This window comes from Chloroflexus sp., from assembly GCF_034435895.1.
Lineage (GTDB): Bacteria > Chloroflexota > Chloroflexia > Chloroflexales > Chloroflexaceae > Chloroflexus.
In genome coordinates this window covers 1-25,773 of record NZ_DAOTWH010000262.1, presented here as the reverse complement: position 1 = coordinate 25,773, position 25,773 = coordinate 1, and the positions used below count along the sequence as shown (strand labels likewise).

The 25,773-nt window shown below is 60.5% G+C and carries 24 protein-coding genes; 8 read left to right on the top strand and 16 right to left on the bottom strand.

The genetic code is table 11. From position 1 onward, the window contains the following. Nucleotides 1–208: 208 nt before the first annotated feature. Nucleotides 209–1,375: a M20/M25/M40 family metallo-hydrolase gene (locus U9R81_RS15110; RefSeq protein WP_322496261.1), complete on the bottom strand. Its 1,167-nt coding sequence runs from the start codon at nt 1,373–1,375 to the stop codon at nt 209–211. A 280-nt stretch (nt 1,376–1,655) separates the two neighbouring features. Here U9R81_RS15110 and asnS point away from each other — a divergent pair, with 280 nt between their 5' ends. Continuing rightward, the gene (gene asnS / locus U9R81_RS15105; protein WP_322496260.1) at nt 1,656–2,978 is read left to right on the top strand and encodes an asparagine--tRNA ligase; all 1,323 of its coding nucleotides are present in this window, start codon (nt 1,656–1,658) and stop codon (nt 2,976–2,978) included. Nucleotides 2,979–3,036: 58 nt separating this feature from the next. Here asnS and U9R81_RS15100 read toward each other — a convergent pair whose 3' ends face one another. From U9R81_RS15100 to U9R81_RS15070, 7 genes are all read right to left on the bottom strand, one after another. Next, on the bottom strand, nt 3,037–3,474 hold the full coding sequence (locus tag U9R81_RS15100) for a hypothetical protein (RefSeq protein ID WP_322496259.1): 438 nt from the start codon (nt 3,472–3,474) through the stop codon (nt 3,037–3,039). Between the two features lie 113 nt (nt 3,475–3,587). Then, nucleotides 3,588–3,878 carry an Asp-tRNA(Asn)/Glu-tRNA(Gln) amidotransferase subunit GatC gene (gatC, locus tag U9R81_RS15095; protein ID WP_322496258.1) on the bottom strand — a complete coding sequence of 97 codons (291 nt, stop codon included), beginning with the start codon at nt 3,876–3,878 and terminating at the stop codon, nt 3,588–3,590. Nucleotides 3,879–3,899: 21 nt separating this feature from the next. Then, entirely contained in the window at nt 3,900–4,538 is a 639-nt protein-coding gene (locus U9R81_RS15090) for a CDP-alcohol phosphatidyltransferase family protein (RefSeq protein WP_322496257.1), read from the bottom strand. A 62-nt stretch (nt 4,539–4,600) separates the two neighbouring features. Continuing rightward, nucleotides 4,601–5,506, bottom strand: a complete 906-nt coding sequence (locus U9R81_RS15085; protein ID WP_322496256.1) for a PfkB family carbohydrate kinase — start codon at nt 5,504–5,506, stop codon at nt 4,601–4,603. Between the two features lie 7 nt (nt 5,507–5,513). Beyond that, on the bottom strand, nt 5,514–6,620 hold the full coding sequence (locus tag U9R81_RS15080) for a ParB/RepB/Spo0J family partition protein (RefSeq protein ID WP_322496255.1): 1,107 nt from the start codon (nt 6,618–6,620) through the stop codon (nt 5,514–5,516). Then, nucleotides 6,617–7,414 carry a ParA family protein gene (locus U9R81_RS15075; RefSeq protein WP_322496254.1) on the bottom strand — a complete coding sequence of 266 codons (798 nt, stop codon included), beginning with the start codon at nt 7,412–7,414 and terminating at the stop codon, nt 6,617–6,619. The genes U9R81_RS15080 and U9R81_RS15075 overlap by 4 nt, the downstream gene beginning before the upstream one ends. 180 nt (nt 7,415–7,594) lie before the next feature. Further along, the gene (locus U9R81_RS15070) at nt 7,595–8,989 is read right to left on the bottom strand and encodes a LysM peptidoglycan-binding domain-containing M23 family metallopeptidase (RefSeq protein WP_322496253.1); all 1,395 of its coding nucleotides are present in this window, start codon (nt 8,987–8,989) and stop codon (nt 7,595–7,597) included. A 166-nt stretch (nt 8,990–9,155) separates the two neighbouring features. Here U9R81_RS15070 and U9R81_RS15065 point away from each other — a divergent pair, with 166 nt between their 5' ends. Both U9R81_RS15065 and U9R81_RS15060 read left to right on the top strand, forming a co-directional pair. Further along, entirely contained in the window at nt 9,156–9,731 is a 576-nt protein-coding gene (locus tag U9R81_RS15065; RefSeq protein ID WP_322496252.1) for a bifunctional nuclease family protein, read from the top strand. A gap of 348 nt (nt 9,732–10,079) precedes the next feature. After that, on the top strand, nt 10,080–10,691 hold the full coding sequence (locus tag U9R81_RS15060) for a phosphoribosyltransferase family protein (RefSeq protein WP_322496251.1): 612 nt from the start codon (nt 10,080–10,082) through the stop codon (nt 10,689–10,691). Here U9R81_RS15060 and ruvA read toward each other — a convergent pair. Continuing rightward, on the bottom strand, nt 10,688–11,275 hold the full coding sequence (gene ruvA / locus U9R81_RS15055; protein ID WP_322496250.1) for a Holliday junction branch migration protein RuvA: 588 nt from the start codon (nt 11,273–11,275) through the stop codon (nt 10,688–10,690). The two genes, U9R81_RS15060 and ruvA, sit on opposite strands and share 4 nt — an antisense overlap. Nucleotides 11,276–11,315: 40 nt before the next feature. Here ruvA and U9R81_RS15050 point away from each other — a divergent pair, with 40 nt between their 5' ends. Further along, complete coding sequence (locus U9R81_RS15050; RefSeq protein ID WP_322496249.1) at nt 11,316–11,762, top strand: methyltransferase; 447 nt, start codon at nt 11,316–11,318, stop codon at nt 11,760–11,762. 16 nt (nt 11,763–11,778) lie between these two features. On the opposite strand, the gene U9R81_RS15045 is transcribed toward U9R81_RS15050, so the two are convergent. The 4 genes from U9R81_RS15045 to U9R81_RS15030 all read right to left on the bottom strand — a co-directional run bounded on the left by U9R81_RS15045 (nt 11,779) and on the right by U9R81_RS15030 (nt 14,862). Further along, nucleotides 11,779–13,050, bottom strand: coding sequence for an MgtC/SapB family protein (locus tag U9R81_RS15045; RefSeq protein WP_322496248.1), 1,272 nt, complete (start codon nt 13,048–13,050; stop codon nt 11,779–11,781). A gap of 132 nt (nt 13,051–13,182) precedes the next feature. After that, nucleotides 13,183–13,389, bottom strand: coding sequence for a type II CAAX prenyl endopeptidase Rce1 family protein (locus U9R81_RS15040; protein ID WP_322496247.1), 207 nt, complete (start codon nt 13,387–13,389; stop codon nt 13,183–13,185). Further along, nucleotides 13,316–13,888, bottom strand: a complete 573-nt coding sequence (locus U9R81_RS15035) for a hypothetical protein (protein ID WP_322496246.1) — start codon at nt 13,886–13,888, stop codon at nt 13,316–13,318. Before U9R81_RS15035 ends, U9R81_RS15040 begins: the two co-directional genes overlap by 74 nt. A 191-nt stretch (nt 13,889–14,079) precedes the next feature. After that, entirely contained in the window at nt 14,080–14,862 is a 783-nt protein-coding gene (locus tag U9R81_RS15030; protein ID WP_322496245.1) for a DUF429 domain-containing protein, read from the bottom strand. A 276-nt stretch (nt 14,863–15,138) separates the two neighbouring features. Between U9R81_RS15030 and U9R81_RS15025 the strand changes: the two genes are divergently transcribed. Continuing rightward, complete coding sequence (locus tag U9R81_RS15025; RefSeq protein WP_322496244.1) at nt 15,139–15,591, top strand: chemotaxis protein CheW; 453 nt, start codon at nt 15,139–15,141, stop codon at nt 15,589–15,591. Nucleotides 15,592–15,665: 74 nt separating this feature from the next. Here U9R81_RS15025 and U9R81_RS15020 read toward each other — a convergent pair whose 3' ends face one another. Both U9R81_RS15020 and U9R81_RS15015 read right to left on the bottom strand, forming a co-directional pair. Continuing rightward, nucleotides 15,666–17,180: a phytoene desaturase family protein gene (locus U9R81_RS15020; RefSeq protein ID WP_322496243.1), complete on the bottom strand. Its 1,515-nt coding sequence runs from the start codon at nt 17,178–17,180 to the stop codon at nt 15,666–15,668. 1,360 nt (nt 17,181–18,540) lie between these two features. Beyond that, nucleotides 18,541–18,969: a YbjN domain-containing protein gene (locus U9R81_RS15015; protein WP_322496242.1), complete on the bottom strand. Its 429-nt coding sequence runs from the start codon at nt 18,967–18,969 to the stop codon at nt 18,541–18,543. Between the two features lie 472 nt (nt 18,970–19,441). Between U9R81_RS15015 and U9R81_RS15010 the strand changes: the two genes are divergently transcribed. Then, nucleotides 19,442–20,803, top strand: coding sequence for a TrpB-like pyridoxal phosphate-dependent enzyme (locus tag U9R81_RS15010; protein ID WP_322496241.1), 1,362 nt, complete (start codon nt 19,442–19,444; stop codon nt 20,801–20,803). A 77-nt stretch (nt 20,804–20,880) separates the two neighbouring features. On the opposite strand, the gene U9R81_RS15005 is transcribed toward U9R81_RS15010, so the two are convergent. Beyond that, a complete protein-coding gene (locus tag U9R81_RS15005; RefSeq protein WP_322496240.1) occupies nt 20,881–22,827 on the bottom strand; it encodes a hypothetical protein in 1,947 nt (648 codons plus the stop codon). Between the two features lie 193 nt (nt 22,828–23,020). On the opposite strand from U9R81_RS15005, the gene trpS reads away from it, so the two are divergent. Beyond that, complete coding sequence (trpS, locus tag U9R81_RS15000) at nt 23,021–24,031, top strand: tryptophan--tRNA ligase (RefSeq protein WP_322496239.1); 1,011 nt, start codon at nt 23,021–23,023, stop codon at nt 24,029–24,031. A gap of 65 nt (nt 24,032–24,096) precedes the next feature. Next, nucleotides 24,097–25,617, top strand: coding sequence for an anthranilate synthase component I (gene trpE / locus U9R81_RS14995; protein ID WP_322496238.1), 1,521 nt, complete (start codon nt 24,097–24,099; stop codon nt 25,615–25,617). Nucleotides 25,618–25,773: the final 156 nt, after the last annotated feature.

The following is a 25,773-nucleotide window of genomic DNA, read 5'->3' as shown; positions in this document are numbered from 1 at the left end:
CCGTATTTCTCGCGGAACTTCAGGCTGGGCCAGCAAGCCAGCCGAGTCTGGGAACCCTTTGGCACATCGCCAGAGCCGGACGGTTGAGCCATTTGGCGGCATCGGCCATCGCCTTCGCATCCTAACGGATTTAACCTCATCTCCCCTCCTTCAGGCGAAGAAAGGGAAGATGACCCATACTCATGTTGCGCTGCCCACGACAAGCGCCTTACCCCTCGATCGCGGCGGCAGCCAACGTCAGCAAGAGCAATGCCTGCATCCCTCGGCTCAGGTTGGCCGGCAAGATATACTCATCGGTGCGATGGGCATTGCCACCGTCGGTCAGACCGACACACACCGCCGGCATCCCAAGGCTGAGCGGAATGTTGGCATCGGTGCTGCTCTGCTGGAACGAAATCTGCGCGCCAACCATCTGATACGCGGCCACCGCCGCTTGCACCAGCGGATGCTCGCGCGGGATCGCGCCAGACGGGCGATCGCCGACCTTGGTCAATTGCAAATGCACTTCGGGTTGTTCGAGGGTCACCTCTTCCACCAAGCGGTAGACCTCGTTGACCAGATCGGTCAGCGCCGCTGACGACACCGAGCGCAGATCAATCAGCATACTGGCGTGTTGGGCGATCGTATTGACCGAGGTGCCACCGCTGATCGTACCGATATTAAACGTCGTCCGGGGCGACAGCGGCACATTCAGTTCGGTCAGGCGGGCAGCCAGCCGCACCAGCACATGGATCGCGCTCGGCGTGCCAAAATTGCCCCACGAATGGCCCCCCGGCCCCGAGGCTTCGATCCGAAAGCGGCGCACCCCAATCGCCTGATGGTGGAGGGAGCCAAAATCACAGCCCTCGATCACCACGACGGCGCCGAGCCGGGTGCGCAGCCGGTCGATCACGGCCCGCATCCCGCGCAGATCACCCAACCCTTCTTCGGCGACATTCGCAACAAACCAAATATCGCTAGCGGTAGGCAGATGAAACCGCTGATAGACCTCCGCCAAGCGCAGCAGACCAGCCAAACCGGCGCTGTTATCACCAATGCCGGGGCCATAGACCCGATCGCCTTCGTAGCGGATCGAGAGATCAGTGTCGGCGGGGAAGACGGTATCGAGATGCGCCGAAACCAACAGTGCTGGGCGATCGTGCTGGCCGGGCCGGCGGCCATAGACATTGCCTAGCTCGTCGATTTCGACATCGTGCAAACCGAGCGCCTGCATCCGTTGGCTCACCAGCGAGGAACGCGGACGTTCAGCAAAGGTCGGAGCCGGCACCTGTTGGATCTCGATCGCTGTTGCCAACGTCGAACGATAGTCAGCCAGATCGGCCAACGCGGCACGCACCGCCGGATGGGTATGCCAATGCTGAACCACAGCTTTCATCGTCAATTCCTCACCTACAGGAAACATGCGCAGATCAGGCGCTGTGCGGCATTCGCCGCGATTACGCGCCTTTGGCAAGCATTATCCGGTAACGGGCGATTGCTGTCAATTTGCCAGCCGTTCTGAGTCGTGGCATACTGACGCGGTAGAAACGGGAATGGGGAGTGGGAAGTTGTGAGTAGCGAGCCAAGGCGATGCTCAGACCAACGATCACGCGCTGAAGCGGTTTGTCAGCGACCGGTTACGCGCCTTGGCCATAGTGAGCAATAAAGGAGTGTGTATGTCGCTGTTGCCGACTGCAACTGTCGCGACCATTGCCCGCCACGCCGGCCAACGGGTGACGCTGGCCGGCTGGGTCTACCACAAGACTGAGAAAGGCAAACTAATTTTTATCTTGTTGCGCGATGGCAGCGGAACGATTCAGTGCGTGACCTTTAAAAAGAATGTGAGTGAAGCGACGTTTGCCACCGCCCAAGCGTTAACGCAAGAGAGTTCATGCCGGATTACCGGCAGCGTGCGTGCTGACGAGCGGGCGCCGGGAGGGTATGAGCTTGATGTCGAAGAGATTGAACTCATCGGCCCAAGCCACGACTACCCTATCACCCCTAAAGAGCATGGGGTCGAATTCTTGATGGAACACCGCCATCTTTGGGTGCGCTCTTCCAAGCAGCACGCCATCTTGCGCATCCGGGCCGAAGTGATCGCCGCCGCGCAGGAATGGCTCAACGAGCAGGGCTTTGTGCGCTTCGACACCCCGATCCTCACCGCGACCGCCGCCGAAGGCACGACCAACCTCTTTGCCACCGATTACTTCGACCTTGGCAAAGCCTATCTCGCCCAAACCGGCCAGCTCTATGTCGAATCCGGCATGATGGCGTTTGGCCGGGTGTACTGCTTTGGCCCCACCTTCCGCGCCGAAAAGAGCAAGACGCGCCGGCACTTGACCGAATTCTGGATGATCGAGCCGGAAGTGGCGTTTGCCGATCACGAAGACAACATGCGGCTGCAAGAGCAATTTGTCAGCGCGATTGTGGCCCGCGTGCTCGATCGCCGGCGCGAAGATCTGAAGGTGCTGGAGCGCGACACTACCATGCTCGAGCAGGTCGTGCCGCCCTTCCCGCGCATTACCTACGATCAGGCGATTGAATTGATTGCCAACCATCAGGGTGAAGTTGAGGGAGCTGATCCGCTGCCGTGGGGCGAAGACTTCGGCGCACCGCACGAGACACTGATCGCCTCGAAGTTCGACCGGCCAGTCTTCGTCGAGCGTTTCCCATCAGCGGTGAAAGCGTTCTATATGCAACCCGACCCCAACCGGCCCGAGGTGGCGCTCTGCGCCGACTTGCTGGCGCCAGAGGGGTACGGCGAGATCATCGGCGGTTCGCAGCGTATCCACGACCCAGTCTTGCTTGAGCAGCGCATCCGCGAGCACGGCTTGCGGATCGAGGACTACGAGTGGTACCTTGACCTGCGCCGTTATGGGACGGTACCGCACAGCGGGTTTGGCATGGGGATTGAGCGCGTTGTAGCGTGGATCACCGGCACCCGCCACATCCGCGAGACGATCCCGTTCCCGCGCCAATTGTACCGGATCTATCCGTAGGAGACAGTAAGGGCGGGTTTGACCCCCGCCCTTGCATGCTGCCCCATTTATGTTCCTCTCACCGCACCAATGTGCGGCGCACCCGCTCGACAGCTTGCTGGGCGGTGGTCAGATAGGTGGCGTAGACACCCGACCGGTTGAGTACCAGCGGCGTCGCGACGCCAACCGCCAGCAACGCCGGCAACCAGAAGAAGACGAAGAATTGGGCCAGCCACGCACAGATCAGGCCACCGCCAACCAATGTATTGAGCAGGGCGGTACTGCCGCGCTGGGTATAGCCCGTGCCCAACAGTTCGCGCAGATTGGCGATCAGCAACAGCACCCCGGCAAAGGCGCTAAAGTGCATCGTGAGACCGATGTTAAAGAAGCGCAGCAACAAGTAGACCACCAACCCAAAGACGATCAACCCGAAGATGATCACGTAGATCGACTTGATTGGGTAGCCGCCAATGATCACATACGATTGGCGCGAGCCATTGCCATTGTTCCCGTACATCGCCGTATCCTTTCCCTGCATCAGCACTATGCATCGCTGCCGGTACGACGTTGCCGAATTGCGAAAGGTTGCAGTTCAGCTACGGCTGATGACGCTTACCCACCCGCGCTGCGCTACTCTTCAAACACGGCGCGCACGCGGAACATGCCATCTTGCTGATCGGGTGCGTTGGCCAACGCCTGCGCTTGCGTCAACATCTCGCCCACCACATCAGGCCGCCAGACCGTCGTCAGGCCGGTCACTTGCGCCGTTGGCGGCACATCACTTACATCAACTTCCTGCAACATCGCGATATAGTCAAGGATCGCTGAGAGCTGGGCCCGCATCACGGCAATCTCTTCATCGGACAGAGCAATGCGGGCGAGGCGGGCGACGTGACGAACTTCGGCTTCTGACAGTGACATAGCAACCTCGTAAGCAGTGAATTAGGCAACTCCTGATTCCTTGCGCAATTTTCGATCGCGGGCCGATCCCACCAGCATCTGGCGTGTGTAGAGCAGCCGCTGCACGGCGGTAATATGCGAGGCGACCCCGACAGCGATCACGGCCCATTCGAGGATCGGCAGGTTGGGAAAGAACGGCATGACTACCAAGCCGAACAAGAGCAGACCGAGCTTTTCTTGCCGGCCGGCAAAGCCGACATTGCACGAAGCCAATTTACCGGTCGCTTCTGCGCGGGCGCGCACGTAGCTTGCCATCACCATACCAAAGATCGCAAACAACGCCCACACCGGCGCCACCACGCCAGAGAGCATCAAACCGCCCATCACAAACGCCTCGGCATAGCGATCGGTCACGTGATCAAGCACCGTCCCATACTCGCTCGCCTTGCCACTGGCGCGCGCAGTCGCACCATCGAGGACATCAGCCAGCCCCATCAACAAGATAGCCACCACTCCCCAGAGGAAGGCGCGTTGTGAGAGGAGATAACCAGCCAAAACGCTGAACACGAGGCTCAGATATGTCAGCATATTGGGATGGATTCCCAGACGGGTACAGAAATGGCCAAGCGGCAAGGAGGCCTGTTCATAGAACTGGCGAAAACGGGAAAGCAACGGCATCATTGACGTTCATCCTTTAGCTAGAGCAATGACTGAAGCGTTCATTCCATCAGAGTTTGCCATTATCAATGCTGTGATAGCAGAGCGGACGTCCGCCGCTCCACCTCGGCCAGCATGATCGGCACATCAGGGCCGGTATGTTCAATCCAGATCGAGGCTGTCGCCGCGCCGGTGCAGCCGGCCCGGAAGAGATCGCGCGGATTGGCGAGATAGGCGTGTAAGAAGCCTGCCATATACGTATCGCCGGCGCCGGTCGGGTCGCGGGCATCGGTTGCGTACGCCGGGATCGCGATCGAGCGTTCACCATCATCAATCTGCGAACCGGCTTCGGCGATGGTGACAATCGCAATCGCGCAGCCGGTTTCGCGCAACCGCCGCGCCGCCAGCACCGGATCGATCCTCGGATCAATGCCGGTAATGACTTTGGTTTCCACTTCATTCGCTTTGATCACGTGGCACAGCGGCGCGATCGCAGCGAATTCATCCGGTAAAAAGTGCGCGATCCGGCCATCGGCGCCAAACCGGCGCAGCAAGCCTTGCGGGTCAAGCATGATTGGCGCATCGGTCTGAGAGCGGATGGCTTGGATCAACGCGAGCGGCGTCTCTTGCAAAATCGGACCAACGATAACCGCTTGAGCGGTGGCGACGGCTGCCGGCACAGCGGTAATCGGTTCAGCCACGCCGAGCACATCGAGCGTGCGATCACCGCGATGATCGTACACCAGCTTAAAGCCGCCAGTCTGGGAAGCTAATTCCACAAACGGCGCAATCCCGTAGCGAACCAGATCAGACTGAAACCGGTCAAGGTAATCAGGCCCCACCCGCCCCACCAATGCGGTGGCGCGGCCAAGCCGGCTGAGGGCCAGACAGGCGTTGGTCGAACACCCCGACAGCACGCGCCCTTCGGTGCGCACCACCGGCGTGATAATCTCGTCGTACACCGGATTGCCAAAGGCAATAACATCTACCATAGCGCGCTTAGCCATTTCCTACTAATCGATCGTACAAACCTTGCAATTGTTCGTCATCGTACAGGGTAATTGTCACTCTGATAGTGCGCCCGCTGCGTGAAATCTGTACCGGCGTTTGCAACAGCTCTTCAAACATCTGCTGGGCCATCTGATCTTCCGGTGAGCGGGCATCGCTCGCGCGTTGACGTTCTGGTGCAGACCGTACTGCCGGTGTCGCCGGCAACACGGTGCTGGTAGAACCTTTCGCTGCTGCGATGGCAGCATCGAGATTGGCCCCGGCAGCCAACGCCGCGCAGAGCCGTTCACTCTCGGCAATGCCAAGGCGACGGGTGATCATCGCCTCGCAAGCGGACGCTTGGGTTTGGGGATCGGTAAGCTGAAGCAACGCCAGTGCCTGTGCCGGTTCGATCTGTCCGGCGCACAACGCGCGCCGGGTCGGCGCCGCCAGACCGGGTTGGCTGGCCAGTTCAGTGAGGCGTTCGACATCGCGCACGTTCAAATCACGTTGTTGGATCAGTTCAAGCGCGGCTTGTTGGTCAGCGGGATCGTCGAGCCGTAGCAGTGCCCGCCCATGGCCGGCGCTGATCGCGCCGTCGAGCAGGGCTTGCCGGGCCGCGGGGGCAAGTCGGAGCAGGCGGCGGCTATTGACGATCGCCACCCGGCTTTTACCGACCCGGCGGGCAATCTCTTCGTCACCAAGTCCAAACTCGCGCCGCAGCGTCTCATATGCTTGGGCCTCTTCCAGCGGGTTGAGGTCGGCGCGCTGCACATTCTCAACCAACGCCAATTCAAGAAATTGCTGGGGCGTCGCATTCTTGACAATTGCCGGCACGGTGGCCAAGCCAGCCATTCGCGCCGCGCGCAGCCGGCGTTCGCCGGCGATCAGCTCATAGCCGCCAGCCAAGTCTTCGCTGACGATCAGCGGCTGCAACACCCCGTGCTCTTGAATAGAAGCGGCGAGTTCAGCGAGGGCAGCTTCATCAAACGATGTGCGCGGCTGCGCGCGATTGGCCCGTATCGCCGTCACCGGCAATTCACGCACGGCAGCCTGCTCCGCCGTAGATGACGGAATGAGCGCATCTAACCCGCTGCCCAAACCACGCTTCCGGCTCATACTAATCGCTCCTCCCGTCCAACCAATTCTTCGGTCAGTAACGCATAAGCTTGCGCGCCACGGCCGTGCGGATCATACTCATAGGCAATCCGCCCGTGGCTCGGCGCTTCGCTCAGGCGCACGCTGCGCGGGATCAAGGTACGGCAGATGAGGCGAGGAAAGTAGCGCTGCACTTCATCAACCACCTGTTGGGCCAGATTGGTGCGGCCATCGTACATCGTCATCACCACCCCGAGAATGCGCAATGTCGGATTAAGACTTTCGCGCACCCGTTCCAGCGTGGCCTTAAGCTGCGCCAATCCTTCCAGCGCCAGATATTCACATTGCAACGGAATGAGCACCGCGTTGGCCGCACACAGGGCATTGAGGGTGAGTAAGCCCAATGAGGGCGGGCAATCGATCACGATCCAATCATAGCGCGGCAAGAGGGGAACCAAGCCATCACTGAGCCGCCATTCGCGCCGGTTGAGATCGACCAATTCAATCGCTGCGCCAGCCAATTCTTGATCGGCGGGAATAAGCTCAAGCCGATCACGTCCGCTCGCCATCGGGATCGTCTCTGGCGGTGCGCCTCCCAGCAGCAGATCGTAGGTCGTCACCGTCAATGACGCTTTCGCAATGCCAAGGCTCGTGGTCGCATTACCCTGCGGGTCAATATCAACCAGCAGCACGCGCCGCCCGCGCCGGGCCAGTTCACCGGCCAGATTCACGGCAGTGGTAGTTTTGCCGACGCCGCCCTTCTGGTTGGCGATAGCGAGTATTCGCGGTTGTGGGCCTGTTGGTTGCTGTTTCACGTGAAACACCCGCGCTAAGCAGCCAATCCAACCGCTATTGTACCATAGGCAACGAGGAGGGTACGTTACCGTGACACCTAAGTTAGGATTGCCGCAAAGAAACGCAGATGAGTCACCCGCCACCTACCAAGCGCCGGCTCGGAGGGATTTTTGTGCGTCTTTTCGTGGCTATCCCAGCTCTTACGGCAAATAACGCAGCGGATTCACCGCGCGCCCGTTGACAAGGAGGGTAAAGTGGAGATGGACACCGGTTGAATAACCGCCACCGGCGCGATCGTAGGTGCTGCCCATATAGCCGATCAATTGACCGGTGCTGACTTCTTGACCAACCCGCACCACCGGACGCGCAATCAAGTGGCCATAGATCGTCTCAATCCCGCCGGGATGCCGGATCTTCACGCAATAGCCGTAACCGCTACACCAGCCCGATTCGTAGACCCAACCGCGACTCGCCGCTACAATCGGCGTCCACGCGGCATTGGCAATGTCAATCCCATTATGGAAACCGCCCCAGCGCGGGCCAAACCCCGATGTCAACACCCCACGCGCCGGCCACACCCAACGCGGCGGCGGCGGCGGGAAGTCACGTACTTCCGGCAAGGCAGCCACCACCGCCGGATCCAACTCGAGCAAATCACTCCGGATCCAGCCAGTGATATCACCGATCGTGATCTTGACCCAATCGTTGTACCGGCCACGCAGCGCAACTTGCCTTCCGGCGGCTAACTGCGCCTGTCGGGGGTGATCCGTGGTCGGCCCTGATCGAACATTTGTTTCATCCGCTAATACGATCCCAACCGGTTCAGCCGTGCGCTGGGCGAATGCCGCCTCCTGCTCCGCCGTCCACGGCAATCGCCCGCCCGGAATGAAGATCTCGCGCCCAACGATCAACTGACCATCACGCAGCCGATTCGGCGCGAAGATGGCGATTGCCTCCGGTGCGACGCTATACCGTGCCGCCAGCGCCGCGAGCGTCTCACCTTCCACCACCGTATGCGCCGCACCAGCCAAGCGCGCAATCCGCAACGGCTGGCCCACCCGCAGCGCGTCGCCTCGATCAAGCTGATTCGTCCACACCAGCGTACTGAGCGGGATCTGGTAGCGTGCCGCCACCTCAGCCAGCGTCTCACCCTCGGCAAGAAGGTGGATCGTCTGATAGGCAGTCGCCACGGGTATGGGTGCGCGCACCGCCGGCGCAATCGGTTCAGGCTCGCTCGGCGCCGCCGCTGTATGCCGTACTGCCGGCGCAACAACAACCGCTTGCTCCGCTGGCAACAACGATGTTATAACCGGCGCCGGCCCAGCATGGCTGATAGGGGTAAACGTCTGGAGTGGGAGCGTACGATCAATAGCAAGAATCAGGATGACAGCCGCCAGCAGCAAGAGATGCCCTAGACGGCGAGATGGACGGAATTGCCAACGCACGACTCGCCGCTTGGCGCTGTCCGGTAATGCCTCACCCGTATGATACCGGCCTTCACGGAGACGACGAGCAGTCCTACGTGCCGCAGCCAACCGTCGCTGGCTGCGCACCCACCGCTCATACCATGGAGGTTGCTCGAAGATAACCTGCATTGCGTGTTCTCGCTCACTTCACCGAGAGAGCATACACCGAGCGGAATAGTTTGTCAATCTTGACGGCATCTTTCATCGCATGATAAGATATAACTGCTGATTTTCCGCTGCCCGATCCGGCCTCCCCCTGTGAACCGGTGAAGGGCGTTTCATGAAAGGCCGGCCGATGATACGAGTCGTCGTCGATAGTATCCGTGTCAGCCTGTTAACGCAGAGTCGGGTCGTCGTCCTCCGCGAAACCGAAGGAAATCGCTATCTGCCTATCTGGATCGGCCAATTTGAAGCCGATGCCATCGCGATGGCTATTCAGGGTCAAGAACCGCAACGGCCGATGACCCACGACCTGCTCAAGGCTGCCATCGGCGAATTGGATGGGGTAGTTCGCCATATTTACGTCAATGACATTCGCGATAACACCTTCTTCGCGCGGATTGTGATCGGTCAGGCTGGGCGCACGGTCGAGCTTGATGCCCGCCCTAGCGATGCGATTGCGCTCGCCGAACGGGTGCAAGCCCCGATTTTCGTGGCAGACCATGTGCTGGATCAGGCCGGCGTTCTCTTCGATGAGGAAGAACAGGCCGATGAGTCTGCCCCCCCAACTGCCAGCCGCAGCGAAGAAACCAAGTCCGAATCTACTTCGGAACCTGAGCCGGAACTGAACGAAGATTCGTTGTCGATCTTCCGTAACTTTATCAATACGTTAGACCTCGGTGATCGCGATCGCCCTAGTGATAAATCGTAAGCTCCACAGATAGGCTCCGGAGGGGGTGGAAAATCCACCCCCCTCTTTTTTCCCCAGCTTGTGGATAACTGGCGATATTATGTGGAAAACTCGCCATCCCTGTGGATAACGTGCGGAATACGTCGTTGATAGCGCGTGGACGTTCTGCGGAACAACGGATTCCCCTTCTTGATTCTTTTCCCCATGTGGATACTCACTCCCATGCTTTCCACATCTCAGCTAGCGCATTGGGAAGCGGTTAGTCCGGTCATTTCCCCATCTTCTACAAGACTACGATCATGACGGTTTTCTCTCGGACTGTTTTATCATGTTGATCTGGAATACCGTATTTAGGACTGTGGATGATGTATGACTAGAACACGTGCAGCACCTTGTGATCCCTTCCCGATCCTCGTCGAGCGGATCGGGCAAGAGGCCGTGACTGTTGATGACCGGATTATCAAGATCGACCATTTTCTGAATCACCGCATCGACACTGATCTCATGCAGTCTATTGGTGCCGAGTTGGCCAACCGGTTAGCGCCATTTCAGCCTGACCTGATCTTGACCGCAGAAGCGAGCGGAATTCCGCCGGCACTTGCCACCGCCTTTGCCTGCCGTGTCCCGCTGGTCTATGCGAAGAAGTACGACCCCGCTGTGCCTGCCCCGGCCTTGACTCGCAGGGTGCCTTCGCCAACCAAAGGCCGCGAGACCCTGTTGGCGATTACGGCCCGCTTTCTGCCCACCGGTTCACGGGTGGCGATTGTGGACGATTTTTTGGCAAACGGACGCACGGCGCTGGCGTTGGCGGAAATGGCGCACGAGGCCGGCGCTAACGTCGTGGCGGCGGCGTTTGTGGTTGAGAAGTTGTTCCAACAGGGGCGGGATCCCTTGGTCGCGTTGGGGATCCCGGTGATCACGTTGGCCCAGATCGAGCGATTTGCTGGCGGCAGACCGGTGATCGCCGGCTGGCCGGGTTAGGCGCTCCCGAAATAACGCAACGCCAACCGTAACCGTTCTTCCAACGCCGGCGGCGCGTCGGACGGCAAGGAGGCGATTGCGGCAGCAGCCTCGACGGCGCTGTAGCCTAAACTCACCAAAATATCGCTCAGCTCACGGTCGATGGCACTAGTGCTTGGACTGCCGGCGCTCGCCAGTTGGCGAAGATCAATCTTGCCGCGTAGTTCAAGCACGATCCGCTCCGCCGTCTTCTTGCCAATACCCGGCACTCGCGCCAGCCGGGTCAGATCGCCGCCGGCGATCATACTGCGCACTTCATCCGGGGTGCCGCTCGAGAGCAAACTCAGCGCCATCTTTGGCCCCACTCCGCTCACCCCAATCAGTTGATCGAACAGGCTGCGCTGGGCATGGTCGCTGAAGCCGTACAGCGTGAGTGCGTCTTCCCGCACGATCAGGATCGTATACAACAAGATGTCGCTGCCAACCGCGCCGGCGGCTGCTAGCGTGGGGCGGGGGGCGTAGATGAGGAAGCCAATGCCGCCGGTTTCGACGATCAGATGATCGGTGCCAATGCTCTGGATCACGCCGCGAATTGATGCAATCATGAGAGTAGGCCTTATCTGGTGATACCTCAGGAGGTTGTTGATGATGATTCGGTCGCCGTTACGCTCGTTTGGGTTGGTGTTTGGCCAGTTTGCTAGTTTAGGAGCGATAGCCTTCACTGGCCCATTAGTTCCTTCGTCCCCGCTCTTGCTGGGGTTGTTAGCCGCTGGATTGGCGCTTGGGTTGTGGGCTTTGTTCACCATGCGCCTGCACCGTCTCTCGGTGTTGCCCGATCCGCTGCCGCGGGTTGAATTGGTAAACGCAGGCCCGTACCGCTTGATCCGCCACCCAATGTACGCCAGTCTGCTGCTGGCGGCGCTAGCATGGGTATTAGCGTCGCCAGCGTTGTGGCGCTGGGGGTTGTGGTTGCTCTTGCTGGCGGTATTGGTGTCCAAGTTGAGCTATGAAGAACGGATGCTGTCGGCTTCCATCCCCAGTTACCGCGAATACCAGCAACGATCGTGGCGGTTAGTGCCGCTCGTCTGGTAGCTGGCGTGATGTGATCTTACCATGGCCAAACGAGCGTGACCAGTATCGCCCCACTGATCAAGAGCAATGCTGGCGCAATGGCGCGCCGCAAGTGCGTGCTGCCTCCAGCTAACGCAATCCCCCCTTTGACCACCGTATTGGTGAGCACCGCGATCCCAATTGCCCTCGCGGCTAGCTCGCTGACCAATCCGCCGGTAGTAATCGCTAGCTCGCTGAGCGATAACGTGATTGCATCAACATCGACGAGGCCGCCGAAGATGCTGGTGATAAAGAGACCAGCATCGCCAAACTGAACACGCGCAAAATTGGCGCCGGCGAGGATGGCTGCGTAGAGCAGGCTAAACCCAATCGCTGAACGCAATGCCAACGGATTGCCAAAGCTCAGCGGCGCTCCTTCGTGCTGGCGCGCTTGGCGGGCCAGCCACCCTCCCCAGAGCAGGCAGCCGCTGCCGCCGGCCAGCAAGATCGGCCATAAGGCTTGGAGCACCGGTGGCGCGACGGCGCCGGTGAGCAACCCGACCCGCACAAACATCACACCCCACGAGAGCAAAATGGCCAGCGCGTATTCCTGACTCAACTCCGGCGCGATCCGGCTGCGTTGGGTGTTGCTGAGCGTCACGGCGGTGGAAGAGACGATCCCGCCGATCAGGCCGGTAAGCGCGATGCCGCGGGTTGCGCCGATGATTTGGTGGAGCACATACCCGCTAAAGCTCAGCGTCGAGATTAAGACAACGAGGAGCCAGATCTTCTGTGGGTTGATCACATCAAACGGGGTCGGCCCAACGGGGGTGTTCGGCAGCACCGGCAAGACGATCAGGCTGATCGCGGCCAAGGTGAGAGCTGCTTGCATATCTTGCGGGCTGAGCTGGCGCGCCAAGCCGTGCAAGCGCGCTTTGAGCGCCAGCAGAACGGCGATAGCCACTCCGACCGCTGTGGCCTCTGTGCCATACCCCCACGCGACCATCCCGCCGCAGAGCAGCGTGATGAGCACGGCCATCTCGCTGGTCAGGCCGGGACCTTCACGGCCATGGCTTAACACATAGGCCGCGATCAATAACCCGCCTACCGCCAATACCAGCGCTGCGAAGATCTCCGGCGCTTGCAGGGTTAGCGCTGCCAACCCAGCCGCGCATCCGATCACGCCGACGATGGCATACGTGCGCACGCCGGCGAAGAGATCACCGCTCGCGCCGTGGGCATGCTCGCGCTGCAAGCCAATCAGTGCGCCGATCAGCAGGGCAAGGCCGAATTGGTAAAAGAGTTCGGTGCTGGCGGTGTGGTCGAGCATAGGGTTTGCAATGATTTATTGGTGAGCGGCGAAACGAGTTGTTTGGGCCGTGATGAACCCGACGGCGATCGCAAGCGCAATGATCATACACCCAATCGTGATGAGGTCAATCTGCATTGATAGCATCACTACCTAGATTGACCAGTTCATGGCGGCGTGCAACAACAGGCATGCCAGTATGCTGCCGTTGGTGCGCTGGTAGATCCATGTGAAGATGAACGAGGTAAGGACGATGAAGATCGCTAGCGCGCTAAAGGTGAGCAAGTTATTGGCCATGAACCGGCCTAGAATGAAGACTGCCGGCGCATGCCACAACCACCACGCTACGCCAATGATCAAGCTCGCGATCGTCGTGCCATAGTGCGCTTGCAAGCGTGGCAAGGCCTAGCCGCGCCAGCCAAATTCTTCTTACAATGGCCCGCTGGTGAAGAGGATGACGAAGAACGCGATCAGCGCAAAGAGCGGGTCGCTGATGACCGAACGTATCGATGGTGCGTCCGCTGATGCTAGTCGCAACGATAATCGATCCGCCAAAGATGATCAGCGGCCCAATCAAAATGATGGTCAACCAGCGCCATCCGAAGCGGAAGTCAAGTCCCTGCCGCAATAACCCTAGCGCGCCGCGCCATCCTTCGTGTTGCCACGTCAGTGCCAGCGCCGCCAGCGAGGGGCCAAAGGCGGCTGGATTGAGCGGCCCGTTGAGGAAATCAGTGAGTGAAGATGAGAAGGTGACGCCACGGGCGCTGAGCGCGGCGGGAATCCAAAAGAGCCACGAGAAACCGTAAGTGACAGCCAAGAACATCCATACCTGTCGTAGTGGATGGTGGCGGGTTGCCATCACGTGCTTCCTTCCTCGGTTTCGGCTTCGTTGCCGGCGGTCCAGCTCATTGTGGGCCGTTGGGATCTAGCATACTATGCGGGAAGTAGCGCTGCAATCGCTCCGGCGTGCAGAATCCTGCACCCGCACCGATATTTTTGGAAAATGTGGAGTGCGGCAGTCATGCTGCCGCATTCCATAGTGCGCTGAAGTTAGGTACTCTCTGCCCAATACGGCGTAAAAATCGCCCCGCCCTCCGCCGTGCCGAAGCTGCGGCAGCGCGCCGCGCCCCAACGCTGGCCGTAGAGGGCAATGTACGCGCAGAGCAACGCATCGGCTTCGTCTTCAATCGCCTTCAGTGCGCTGGGGCCGAGCTGGTCGAGGTCGCTCTCGCTCCACAGGCGGTCAACGCCAAGCAGAGGTGGATCGCCGCTGGGTAATCCCCGCAACAAACTCAGGTAGCGGCTTAGTTCGCGCCGGCGCTCGGCTAGCTCGCGTCCCGGCCGCGCTTTGTAGCGCAAGATGTGCGGCAAGCGAAATAAGACCACTGTTGCCGGGTGGGGAAAGACTTCGATGATGAACCTCCCGTTCATACCAGTCTCGATGGCGGGAACGTAGACAAACCCGTCCACCGCCAGCGCGGCTAGCAGCGCTTCGCCGCGCACACCGCCGTAGCGTCGCAACAAGCGCCGGTTGGCCGGGTGCGGGCCGGCATCGTACCGCCGGAATGCGGCGGCTAGTTCCGCTTCAGCTTCCCGGCGTCCGGTCTCGTTAGGGACGATCAATGGCGCGTCGATCGCAAGGATGGCTGGTGCATCACCGATTGCGGTACGAATGGCTTGCACGATAGCTTCGTTTGTCACCAGACGGCTTGGCGGCTGCGCGAGCCGCGCCCCGGCTGGCGTGCCGGCGCAAACGGCTAACCCGCTTGGATTGCGTTCCGACCACGCTAAATCCAGCCCAATATAGACCGTCTGGAAAGGTTTAACGTTCATCGCGCGTTGCCCGATTGTAACTCTGCGCTGCTGTTCTCCGCGGTACTGTATGAACAAATCGAGCTAGCTTGAGTCGCGTTTGCCCTAGCCGCGATCGCTGCTCGCTTTGTGAAGGTTGGTAATGAGCGTATCGTTTCTTCGTCCGCTTGCCGGGCGCAGAGTGAAGCATAAAGAGCTGTCCGCAGAGCGCAACCGCAGACGCCCCACCCTATTGGCGCTCTTTTGGGTGTTCGTAGCGTTCCTCAACCAGTACCGCTACACGATGAGGAGGTCTCTATGAGCCTGCTGAAACCGCCCCCCACCGCGATGGTGGTTGTCTGTCGCATTGGCAGCCGGTTTGTGGCTTTACCGATGCAGACTGTGGTGCATACGTCGCGCCTGAGCGAGTTAGCGCCGCCCGGTGATGCTCCGCTGGTGGTCTGCGGCATCGTGACGATCCACGGTGCGACGGTGCCGGTGATCGATGGCCGTTCGCTCCTCGGCGAGCCGCCCGGCTATGCGCTTGATAGCCATATTCTGCTCGCTGCGCCGGATATCGACCAACCGCCGGAGATTGGCTTGCTGGTTGATGAGGTGATCAGTTTGCACCGGGTTGGCCCCAATGGCCTCGCGCCGCTCGATCACATCGATGGCATTTCGTGCGGCGTGGTGCGCGATTTGCCCCAACCAGCCCTGCTGTTAGATGTCGCTGAGCTGTTTGCGTTGGCCCATGGCAGCGCGCGTGATTGATGTCGCAGGTGGGGATGCAGCCGTGGTTGAGATGACCGGGAGGGCCGCACCAAAGTGCGGCCCTCCGATTGACCTTACCGTCCGACTGCCGCTGGTTGCGCCAAAGGCACGTCTTCGCTAATGAAATGCACCGCGCTCTTGGCCGCCTCTAAAATCGTCATCAACCCGCTACCCGGATGCACGGCGCCGCCGATCCAGTAGAGGTTGCGCGCGCCGTCGTGCCGGATGTGAGGCCGGAACGGGCCGAGCTGGCTCCAACTGTGGATCAAATTGAAGACTGCGCCAAGGTAGGTGTGGTGCTCGTCGCGCCATGTCTCGGCGGTGTAGCACCGCTCAACCACGATGTGGCGCTCAACATCTTCAAAACCGAGTTTGGCCATCTGGCGAATGATCAGGTCGCGGTAGCGCTGCTCGACCGCCGGCCAATCGACCGGGTAGCGCAAATTAGGCACTGGCACCAACACAAACAGCGTGCTGTGGCCGGGAGGCGCATTGGCCGGATCGACGATCGTTGGGTTGCAGACGTAGAACGACGGGTCGTCTTCATCAAGCACTGCGCTCTTGGCCCAGAGCGGGTCGTTGCGGCGAATGCTTGATGATAGGTAGAGCTGATGGTGCGGCAGATCGTCCCAGCGCCGGTTGACCCCCAAATAGAGCATAAAGGTCGAGCACGAGAACTCCATTGAGTTCAGCTTCTGATCGGTGTACTTGCCCCGCGCATGCGGCGGGATAATGTAGGTCAGCGCGTGGCCGAAGTCAGCGTTGACCACCACCGCGTCCGCGCGTACTTGCTCGCCATCAGCTAATTCGATGCCGGTCGCTGCGCCGCCTTCGACCAACACCTGCTTGACAGGACGGTTGTAATGAATCGTCACGCCAAGATCAGTCGCCGCTTTGGCCAACCCTACCGCCAGTGCTCGGAAGCCGCCGATCGGGTGCCAGATGCCTTCGGCGAATTCGAGGAAGGTGACAAGGCTAAAGACGCTCGAACAGGCCGTAGGGTGCATGCCAAGGTATTTCGCTTGGTACGACAGCGCGTACACCACCCGCTCGTCGCGGAAGAAGCGCTTGAAGTGGTCGTAGAGGCTTTCCCAAGGCCGGAAGGCCAGCGCCGCCGCCACTTCGCGCGGCTTGAGGTAGCCGAGCGGCGTTCGCACCGGCGTGCCGAGGTATGGTTCGTAGCCAACCACGTTCTTGCGGATGTGCTCGATGTACCACCGCTCGAATTCGGCCGGCAAGGCGGGATCAAAGCGGGCCAGTTGCGTTTTGAAGGCGGCGGTGTTTGAGGTGAGATCGAGGTATTCGCCATCCCAAAACCGGATCCGCGTGTTTGGATCGAGTCGCACGAGGGTCACGTAATCGCTAAAGCGCAAGCCGGCGCTGCTAAATAGTTCGTCGTAGACCCGCGGCACTTGCAAGATGGTCGGCCCGGTGTCGAAATGATAGTCGCCGAGCGAGAAGCCGCGCATCCGCCCGCCCGGACGGTCAACCGCCTCAAAGATTTCTACCTGATACCCACGCCCGGCCAGCCGGATAGCGGTCGCTAATCCGCCCGGCCCGGCGCCGACAATCACAATCCGTTGTGACACGCTCTACTCCTCTATCTACGTTCCTGTGCAGAGACCTCCTGTTTGAGTATACACCGCTTTTCTAAGCTGGTCACGCTGAGATTGCAGCGCGGTTCGTTAGGCAACCTGTCTCTCCACTCTCTCCTCCCCATCCGCAGCGGCTTAGCGTACAAATTAGTGGATAACTGGTGGAATTGTGGATAACATGTGTGGTTCACAATGCTTGGCGAGACGTTAACACGTATCTAATATTCGGTTAATCTGCGGCTAATCTAAGATTGCTATAGTGCATGCCGTCAAGCGAAGCGATTTGCGGTGGTCGCCGCAAGACAAAACAACTCCCAATCTACACACCGCCCTCCCTCCCCCTCTCTCCGGCCGCCTACGACAGGTGGCCGTTGTTGATTCATGCGAATATGATCCAACCCATGACTAACCTGAATTTCAAATTCAATCGGCACGCTGTGGATTCGGTGTCTATTCCATAGACGCAACATTCGGCGGTCACGGCAGGGGTTGTCAGCTTGCCCTTGATCCAGCCATCAGGTAGGAGAGTGGGCTAGAGGTGAGGGCCAGCAATCCGCGTAGCGGGCTGCGTAAGGATAGCCCGGCTCATCAGGGCCGGGTGCCGGATCAGAGGTGCTGTCTGCCCTTGAACCTTGCTGGGGGAAGGCTGGGGAGTGGGTTGTTCCCCCCGCTCGCCCATTGTCATTGCGAGCCAAGCGCAGGGGCAGAGCGCCGCTCTGCCCGCGCGCGGCGAAGCAATCCCCCACGAGCACGGAGTGAAGCCGTTGCGGCAAAGTGGGAGATTGCTTCGGTCGGGCGGCCCCCGCGTGGCTGCGGGCCACACCTCCCTCGCAATGACAGAAGGAATGCGGGCGCTAGGGTACCCTCACCCCCAGTCCCTCTCCCGCGCCAGCGGGTTGAAGGACGGACAGAACATTTAGTTGATCACAATCGTTGATCGCTTTGCGATGACTCAAGGGCCGGTTTTGCACTCCCCTCTCCCGCGCCAGTGGGAAAGGGGCCGGGGGTGAGGGCGCAACGGCCCATTCCAGAGCCATCAACAATATCTACGCTCATGTGTTCTGTCCACCCTTGAACGCCAGCGGGAGAGGGGAGCTGCCCTGCTTCGCCGTAAGCAATGTCTTTGCCGCCAATCCGGTGGCTCTCCCTCGCTCACCTCACGGCGGGCGAGGGGCCGGGAGATGAGGGCCACCGAGCAGAATAGCCACTAAAGATACACAGATTTCTGTGCCTTTTGCGTCTTTTCGTGGCTATTCAACCCGCGTAGCAGGCTTCGTATCCCAAGCCCGACCCTTCAGGGCCGGGCGCCGGATCAGAGGTTCTGTTTGCCCCTTAAGGGGGGGAACATGGAACCTTACGCAATCACATCCGTCTGGTCTTTCGCCAGCGCGGCCCGCACGTGATCAATGAAGGTGCGGGTGGCAAAGATGATGTTGCGCCGCGTGACCCCACCCGATACAACCAGATAGCCGTCAAAGCCGATGTCGCCGTCGCGATCGACGTATGCGCGCACCATGTGCAATTCGTCGTTGACTCGGTTAACGTACAGCAGCCGGTCGGCCAGATCATGCGCCGGGCTAGCCCGAAACTGGCTCATAAACCGGATCTGTTCGCCTTCGCGGATTGGGAAGGCCCAGATGCGAAAGCCTTGCCGGATACACACGTCGCCGTCGCTATCTCGTTCAACCTCAAAATAAGCGTTGTTGTAGAGGTCGAATAACCACTCTTTGCTGATCTGGTTGGGATAGACCAGCTCATCGGGCGCGCTGCCGGCTGTTGACATTGATGTTTCCTTTCTGCGAATGGCTGATGACGCTTTCATTATAGCAGTCGCGCGGCTGATGAACATGGCCAAACCATTAAGCCTCTGCACCCGCTGCGGTGCAACCATCCTGCATTGACACTCGTCGCCGGGAATGGTATACTGCCGTTACATTCAAATAGCTGACGTTGATCAGGAAGAGTAGCAAGCGTGGCGACAGTCCAGCGAGCCGGTGGTGGTGCGAGATCGGCGAGTTCGGCGCTTGTGAATGGGCCTGTGAGTCGCGCGGTGAACCGGGTTGACACCGCAGTAGCCGTTGCCGGAGACGCCACCGTTATCAGGGCGCTAGGTGTGGAACGGCTTAGCCGGCAGCACCTGTAGAGCGCGCCGCTTGCGCGAGCAGCGGCGAACGAGAGTGGCACCGCGGTTTCCCCGTCTCTCGACCAATTTGGTCGAGAGTTTTTTGTTGGTTTCTTGCTGCGAGGAGGGTTCTGTGGAAACGGTTAAGTATCTGCTTAGCGAAGACCGCCTGCCGGAGTCGTGGTACAACATCGCCGCCGATCTGCCTTCTCTGCCGCCGCCGCCGTTGCATCCGGCGACTGGCCAGCCGATCGGCCCTGCCGATCTCGCACCGCTCTTCCCGATGGGGCTGATCAAGCAAGAGGTCAGCACCGAGCGCACCATCCCGATACCCGATGAGGTGCGCGCGATTTACCGGCAGTGGCGGCCAACGCCCCTCTTCCGCGCCCGCCGGCTTGAGCGCGCGCTAGATACGCCGGCCCGCATTTACTACAAGTACGAGGGTGTCAGCCCAGCCGGCAGCCATAAGCCGAATACGGCAGTCGCGCAGGCCTACTACAACAAGATCGAGGGTGTGCGCCGGCTCGTGACCGAAACCGGCGCCGGCCAGTGGGGATCGTCGCTCGCCTTCGCCGGCGCGCTCTTCGGCCTTGAGGTCGAGGTGTTTATGGTCAAAGTCAGCTACAACCAGAAGCCCTACCGGCGGGCGCTGATGGAGACCTACGGCGCGCGGGTGATTGCGAGCCCCAGCACCGAGACGGCGTCGGGTCGCGCGATTTTGGCCGAGCATCCCGATAGCACCGGCAGCCTTGGCATCGCGATTTCTGAGGCGGTGGAAGTGGCGGCCCAGCGCGATGATACCCGCTACGCGCTCGGTAGCGTGCTCAATCACGTCCTCCTCCACCAGACGGTAATCGGCCAAGAGGCCATGATCCAGATGGAGATGGCCGGCGATTATCCTGATGTGGTGGTAGGATGCACCGGCGGCGGCTCGAACTTCGCCGGGATTGCCTTCCCGTTCATCGGCGCGAAGCTGCGCGGCGAGCGTCCGCTGCGGGTGGTGGCGGTCGAGCCGGCGGCTTGCCCGTCGCTGACCAAGGGCAAGTATGCCTACGATTACGGCGATACGGCCCATCTGACCCCGCTAGTTAAGATGCACACGCTTGGCAGCACCTTTGTGCCTCCCGGCATTCACGCTGGCGGTCTGCGCTACCACGGTATGGCCCCGCTCGTCAGCCATCTGCTAGAGTTGGGTGTGATCGAGGCGATTGCCATCCAACAGCTCGAAACCTTTGCCGCCGGCGTGCAATTTGCCCGCCTTGAAGGCATCTTGCCCGCGCCTGAAGCCAATCACGCCATCGCCGGCGTGATCCGCGAGGCGCTCCGCTGCAAGGAGGAGGGCAAGAGCGAGGTGATTTTGTTCAATCTGTGCGGTCACGGCCATTTCGACTTGCAGGCCTATATGGATTATCAGGCCGGCAAGCTGCGCGATTACGAGTATTCTGACGCCGAAGTGGCGATGGCGTTGGCCGGCTTGCCGTCGGTGGGTGCGTGAGGGGTGGCGCGGTAGGGCTACGTAGGGCCACAGCGCCGCTGTGGCCCTACTGTAGAGACAACGCCGCTGTGTCGCTACTACCGGCTTAACGTGACGCTCACGGTGGCGATCGGCCCGGCGGCGGCGATGACGGCGTACCGGCTAAAACCGATCTGCTCGACCTGCACGGGAACCGGCGCGCCGTTGAGCGTCACGGTTTGCGGCTTCGCTCCTGCCGGCACGAGCAAACGTAACCGGAAGCTGTCGCCGCTGCCGGTGGCGGTGAGATCGATCCGGCCCGGCTGGTTGGCCGTTGCCGGCGTGTATTGCCAGCGATAGGCGACATAGCCGTCGCTGGCGGCGTAGCGGGCCACCACGTAGACATCGCGGATCGCGTAAACTGGATCGGCTGGCCAGCGCGGCGAAATGGTGACGGTGTTGAAGGCGATGTGCCGGTCTTCGATCCCGGCAGCGCCTTCAACCAGCGCGCCGAGCATGGCGCTCGCGCCCCAGCCGTCGGTGGGCAAAAATTCGTGTACCGGTGCGATCCCACCGGTTGGGTAATACCAGAGGTAGGTCGCGCCGGTGCGTTCGATCAGGTCAATGTAGCGTTGTACGATGTTAAAGCCGTAGGCTTCATAACCGTACCGGAACGCGCCGCGGGCTAGTTCGCCGCCGACCAGCGGCATCACACCGCCGTTGACATACTCTCCCGGACGTTCGCCTAGCCGGCCATTCATGCCGAACGCGCCTGCCGGGAAGGGCGGGTCGATGCTGTACCATTCGGCGAAAGCAATCCGGTTCGGGTCGTTCAACCGGCGCAGGTATTCGGCGACAATCGCACGCCCTTGCGTTTCGGTCAAAACGCCGCGATTAAGCGCAATCGCATTTGACAGGCTCAGTTGCTCGGCTTCGTTTACGCCGGGTACGTCGTAGGGAATGAGTTTGACATGGTGGGTGTAGAAGCGACCATTCCAACTCAGCGCATTCAGGCGCACCATCAGGTCTGCGGCAATGGTGCGGCGCACGGCAGCCAGATCGGCCTGCCCCGCCGCCTCTTCCATCAGCGCCAGCATATTGAGCGCCGCCGCCAAGCCGGTGTTGTCGCCGTGGAAGATGCCCCACTTGGTTTGGTCGTCGATCCAGTGGCGCGGCCCCAGTTCGCCGGTGTTCGGGTTGATCATCGGCGGGCCGTATTCGTAATCCCACGTGTCAATGGTGAATGGGCGCTTGACCAAACCCAGCGCTGGTTCCCAGCGCAGCGGATCGCGCATCGTGTAGTCGATGGCGCGTTGCGCCGCCGGCAGCATGCGCAGCATCCACGCCGTGTCGCCAGTGACTTGCCACGTCTCGTAGATCAACTGCACGAAGAGGTATTCTACGTCGGCTTCGACCGGGGTGCGAAAGGCGACGATGTTCCATTCCGGTCGAGCCAGAAAGTCGGGCAGGCTGCCATCAGGTGCTTGCACGCGAGCGAACGCTTCCGGCAACGAGCGCAGATCGGTCTCGAAGTAGCGAAACGCGCGGTTTTGATAATAATGGTCGCGCAGCCAGAGCAATGGGCTGTCGGGCGAGCGGTAGCCAGCCACCTGTTGCCCATCGAGCGGGTAGCTCAGCCGGTCGGCGGCCATAAACTGGCGCACCGTCGGGTACAGCCGGTCGTAGCCAGCCACGCCGGTGCGCAGGGTAGTTTCAGCCTCCAGCCGGTAGATCGTGCCGTTAGCCACCATCCTCCCGTCAGCCGTGAAGAGCGCGGCCCAATGCTCGCCCAACCCGCCGCGCGGCGTTACTTCGACCCATCCGTCGCCGTTGGCAATGGTCAGCCCAAACGCGCCGGCGAACCGACCGCGGCTGTCGAAGATAAGCAGGGTGGCTGGGCCATCATACCCCCTGATGCGCACTGCCACCGGTGCGGACGCCAGTGGTTGCACCACGGGGTTGAGACTGGTGAAGGTTGCGGACGGCTCGGCCAGCGCCGGCATGATCGGCGCGCTCAGGCTGGCGAGCAGCCCGATCAGAGCAAACAAGAGGATCAAACGCTTCATTGTGTACCTAAAACGCTGATGAAGGGCAACGATACTTCTAGTATAGCATTGTTGAAGGAACGCTCTGATGAGGCGCAGGTCGCTTGAGAGGAGATAAGCTTTCTCTTCGGCGTCCTCTGCGAACTCGGCGGTCAATAAAGCTGGCTTCCTCGTACCACACCTTTGGCGATAGATATTGACAAGAGGGTAGCTTATGGAACGCAAACCACGGGTCTTTTCCGGCATTCAGCCTTCGGGCAATCTGCATATCGGCAACTATTTGGGCGCCATCCAGCAATGGGTGGCCGGGCAGGGCCAAAAGACCAACTTTATCTGTATCGTTGATCTGCACGCGATTACGGTGCCGCAAGAGCCGGCGGCGCTGCGCCAGCAAACCCGCGAACTCGCTGCGCTGTTGCTCGCCTGCGGGATCGATCCGCAGCAGACGACGCTCTTTGTGCAGAGCCACGTGCGCGCCCATGCCGAATGTTCGTGGGTGTTTAGTTGCGTCACGCCGTTGGGTTGGCTCGAACGCATGACCCAATACAAGACCAAGGCCCAAAAGCAAGAGAGTGTGATGACCGGTTTGCTCACCTATCCGGTGCTAATGGCTGCCGACATTCTGCTCTACGACGCCGATGAGGTGCCGGTGGGAGAGGATCAAAAGCAGCATATTGAGCTGACCCGCGATCTGGCCCAGCGCTTCAACCATCTCTACGGCGAGACGTTCGTCATTCCCAAGCCGGTGATCCGCGAGAGCGGCGCCCGGATTATGGGGTTGAACGATCCATCGGCCAAGATGAGCAAATCGGACAACACCCGCGGCCATGCCATCCGCATTGTTGATGACCCCGACGAAATTCGCTGGGCGATTAAGCGGGCCGTCACCGATTCCTACAACGAAATCCGCTTTAGCGATGACCCGGAACGGGCCGGCGTGAATAATCTCTTGCAAATCTACGAGCTGCTCACCGGGAAGAGCCGGTCTGAGATTGAGGCCCATTTCGCCGGCAAAGGGTACGGCGCACTGAAAAAGGAGGTTGCCGAAGTCGTGGTCGAGTCGCTCCGCCCCATCCGCGAGCGGTACTACCAGTTGATGAACGATCCGGCTGAGCTGGATCGCATTCTGGCGATTGGCGCCGAGCAGGCCCGGGCCGTTGCCGAACCCAAGATGACCCTGATCCTCGAGCGGGTGGGGTTTGTGTTGCCGAATGATCGGAAATAATCCCGCCAGTGGCGACGCGCGGTGGTGCGCCGTTACGGAAGCGTTACGATATTAAGGATATCAACATGTATTACCCAACTCTTGACCAAATGTACGACTTGCGCCGGCAGGGCAACCTCTGCCCGATCTACCGCGAGATTATGGCCGATCTGGAAACGCCGGTGTCGGCTTATCTCAAGATCGCGCAGAACGGTCTCGGCTTTCTGTTGGAAAGCGTGACCGGCGGGCAGAATGTGGGGCGCTATTCGTTCATCGGCAGCGATCCCTATATGGTGCTGCGCATGCACGACGGTGTGGCGCAAGCGATCCATGGCGGCTACAAGCAGACTCTCTCGTACACCGATCCGCTGATCGTGCTTGAGAGCTACCTCAACGCCTACCGCCCGATCCGTCTGCCCAACCTGCCGATCTTCGTCGGCGGCGCAGTCGGCTATCTCAACTACGAATCGGCCCGCTACTTCGAGCGGCTGCCGGTGCCGCCGGTGCGCCCCTACGACATGCCCGATAGCTGTTGGATGTTTGTCGATACGCTGCTCGCCTTCGACCACGTCCGCCACAAAATCATCGTCATCTCGCACGTTCATCTCGATGTCGAGGATCTGGCCGCCGAGTATCAGCGCGCCGTTCGCCGGATCGAGACGTTGATTGCCCGGCTGCAAAAGCCGCTGCCGCCGACCATCGGCTTCAGCCTGCGCAACTACGAGCCGCACAATACGCCGGCGCGCGTCGTGCCGAATCCGGCGGTCTCGAACCGTACCGAAGCCGAGTTTAAGGCGGCGGTGCTGCGGGCCAAAGAGTACATCATGGCCGGCGACATCTTTCAAGTGCAGATTTCCCAACGCTTCAGCAAGGCCACCAGCGCCGACAGTTTCACCATCTATCGCGCCCTGCGCACAATCAATCCTTCGCCCTATATGTTTTACATTCGCACCGGCGAAGGCGATCTGGTCGGCGCTTCACCTGAAATGCTGGTGCAAGTGCGCGATGGCAAGGTGACGACCCGCCCGATTGCCGGCACGCGCTGGCGCGGGCGCGATGCCGCCGAAGACGAGCGGCTGGCCGCCGAGCTGCTGGCCGACGAAAAAGAGCGCGCCGAGCATCTGATGCTGGTGGATTTGGGCCGGAACGATTTGGGCCGGATCAGCGAACCCGGCACGGTGCAGGTGCCGGTCTTTATGACCATCGAGAAGTATAGTCACGTGCAACATATTGTGTCAGAGGTCACCGGCAGGTTGCGCGCCGATCTGAAGCCGATCGACGCCTTGCGCGCCTGCTTCCCCGCCGGCACCGTCACCGGTGCGCCCAAGATTCGCTCGATGGAGATCATTGCCGAACTCGAAGGCGAGCAGCGCGGCGTCTATGCCGGCGCGGTCGGCCACCTCGGCTTCAACGGCGACCTTGATACCTGCATCGCCTTACGCACGTTGATCGTCAAAGATGGCGTTGCCTACGCCCAAGCCGCCGCCGGCGTGGTCGCCGATAGCACGCCGGAATACGAATTCAACGAGAGTTGCAACAAAGCGGCGGCATCGTTGCGCGCGATCGATCTGGCCGAAGAATTGCAAGCCGGTAGCCCATCATCCTAGCAGGTGAGGCATGCCTCGCCTTGAGCGCGCCGTGAGTATAACCACATCCATCACCGTCGCCTTCGCCGCTAGCCCGCTAGGCCGGGTGCTGGTCGCCGCCACCGCCGCCGGCCTCTGCGCCGTCTACCTTGGCGACGACGACGCCACCCTGCTCGC

Coding starts and splice junctions, on each gene's coding strand:
- U9R81_RS15090 (WP_322496257.1), bottom strand. CDS start 4,538: ATGATGCCGTTGCTTTCCCGTTTTCGCCAGTTCTATGAACAGGCCTCC.
- U9R81_RS15070 (WP_322496253.1), bottom strand. CDS start 8,989: ATGCAGGTTATCTTCGAGCAACCTCCATGGTATGAGCGGTGGGTGCGC.
- U9R81_RS15035 (WP_322496246.1), bottom strand. CDS start 13,888: ATGGCAACCCGCCACCATCCACTACGACAGGTATGGATGTTCTTGGCT.
- asnS (WP_322496260.1), top strand. CDS start 1,656: ATGTCGCTGTTGCCGACTGCAACTGTCGCGACCATTGCCCGCCACGCC.
- U9R81_RS15100 (WP_322496259.1), bottom strand. CDS start 3,474: ATGTACGGGAACAATGGCAATGGCTCGCGCCAATCGTATGTGATCATT.
- U9R81_RS15080 (WP_322496255.1), bottom strand. CDS start 6,620: ATGAGCCGGAAGCGTGGTTTGGGCAGCGGGTTAGATGCGCTCATTCCG.
- U9R81_RS15015 (WP_322496242.1), bottom strand. CDS start 18,969: ATGTCAACAGCCGGCAGCGCGCCCGATGAGCTGGTCTATCCCAACCAG.
- trpE (WP_322496238.1), top strand. CDS start 24,097: ATGTATTACCCAACTCTTGACCAAATGTACGACTTGCGCCGGCAGGGC.
- U9R81_RS15065 (WP_322496252.1), top strand. CDS start 9,156: ATGATACGAGTCGTCGTCGATAGTATCCGTGTCAGCCTGTTAACGCAG.
- U9R81_RS15110 (WP_322496261.1), bottom strand. CDS start 1,375: ATGAAAGCTGTGGTTCAGCATTGGCATACCCATCCGGCGGTGCGTGCC.
- ruvA (WP_322496250.1), bottom strand. CDS start 11,275: ATGATTGCATCAATTCGCGGCGTGATCCAGAGCATTGGCACCGATCAT.
- gatC (WP_322496258.1), bottom strand. CDS start 3,878: ATGTCACTGTCAGAAGCCGAAGTTCGTCACGTCGCCCGCCTCGCCCGC.
- U9R81_RS15050 (WP_322496249.1), top strand. CDS start 11,316: ATGATGATTCGGTCGCCGTTACGCTCGTTTGGGTTGGTGTTTGGCCAG.
- U9R81_RS15025 (WP_322496244.1), top strand. CDS start 15,139: ATGAGCCTGCTGAAACCGCCCCCCACCGCGATGGTGGTTGTCTGTCGC.
- U9R81_RS15060 (WP_322496251.1), top strand. CDS start 10,080: ATGACTAGAACACGTGCAGCACCTTGTGATCCCTTCCCGATCCTCGTC.
- U9R81_RS15085 (WP_322496256.1), bottom strand. CDS start 5,506: ATGGTAGATGTTATTGCCTTTGGCAATCCGGTGTACGACGAGATTATC.
- U9R81_RS15005 (WP_322496240.1), bottom strand. CDS start 22,827: ATGAAGCGTTTGATCCTCTTGTTTGCTCTGATCGGGCTGCTCGCCAGC.
- U9R81_RS15045 (WP_322496248.1), bottom strand. CDS start 13,050: ATGCTCGACCACACCGCCAGCACCGAACTCTTTTACCAATTCGGCCTT.
- U9R81_RS15030 (WP_322496245.1), bottom strand. CDS start 14,862: ATGAACGTTAAACCTTTCCAGACGGTCTATATTGGGCTGGATTTAGCG.
- trpS (WP_322496239.1), top strand. CDS start 23,021: ATGGAACGCAAACCACGGGTCTTTTCCGGCATTCAGCCTTCGGGCAAT.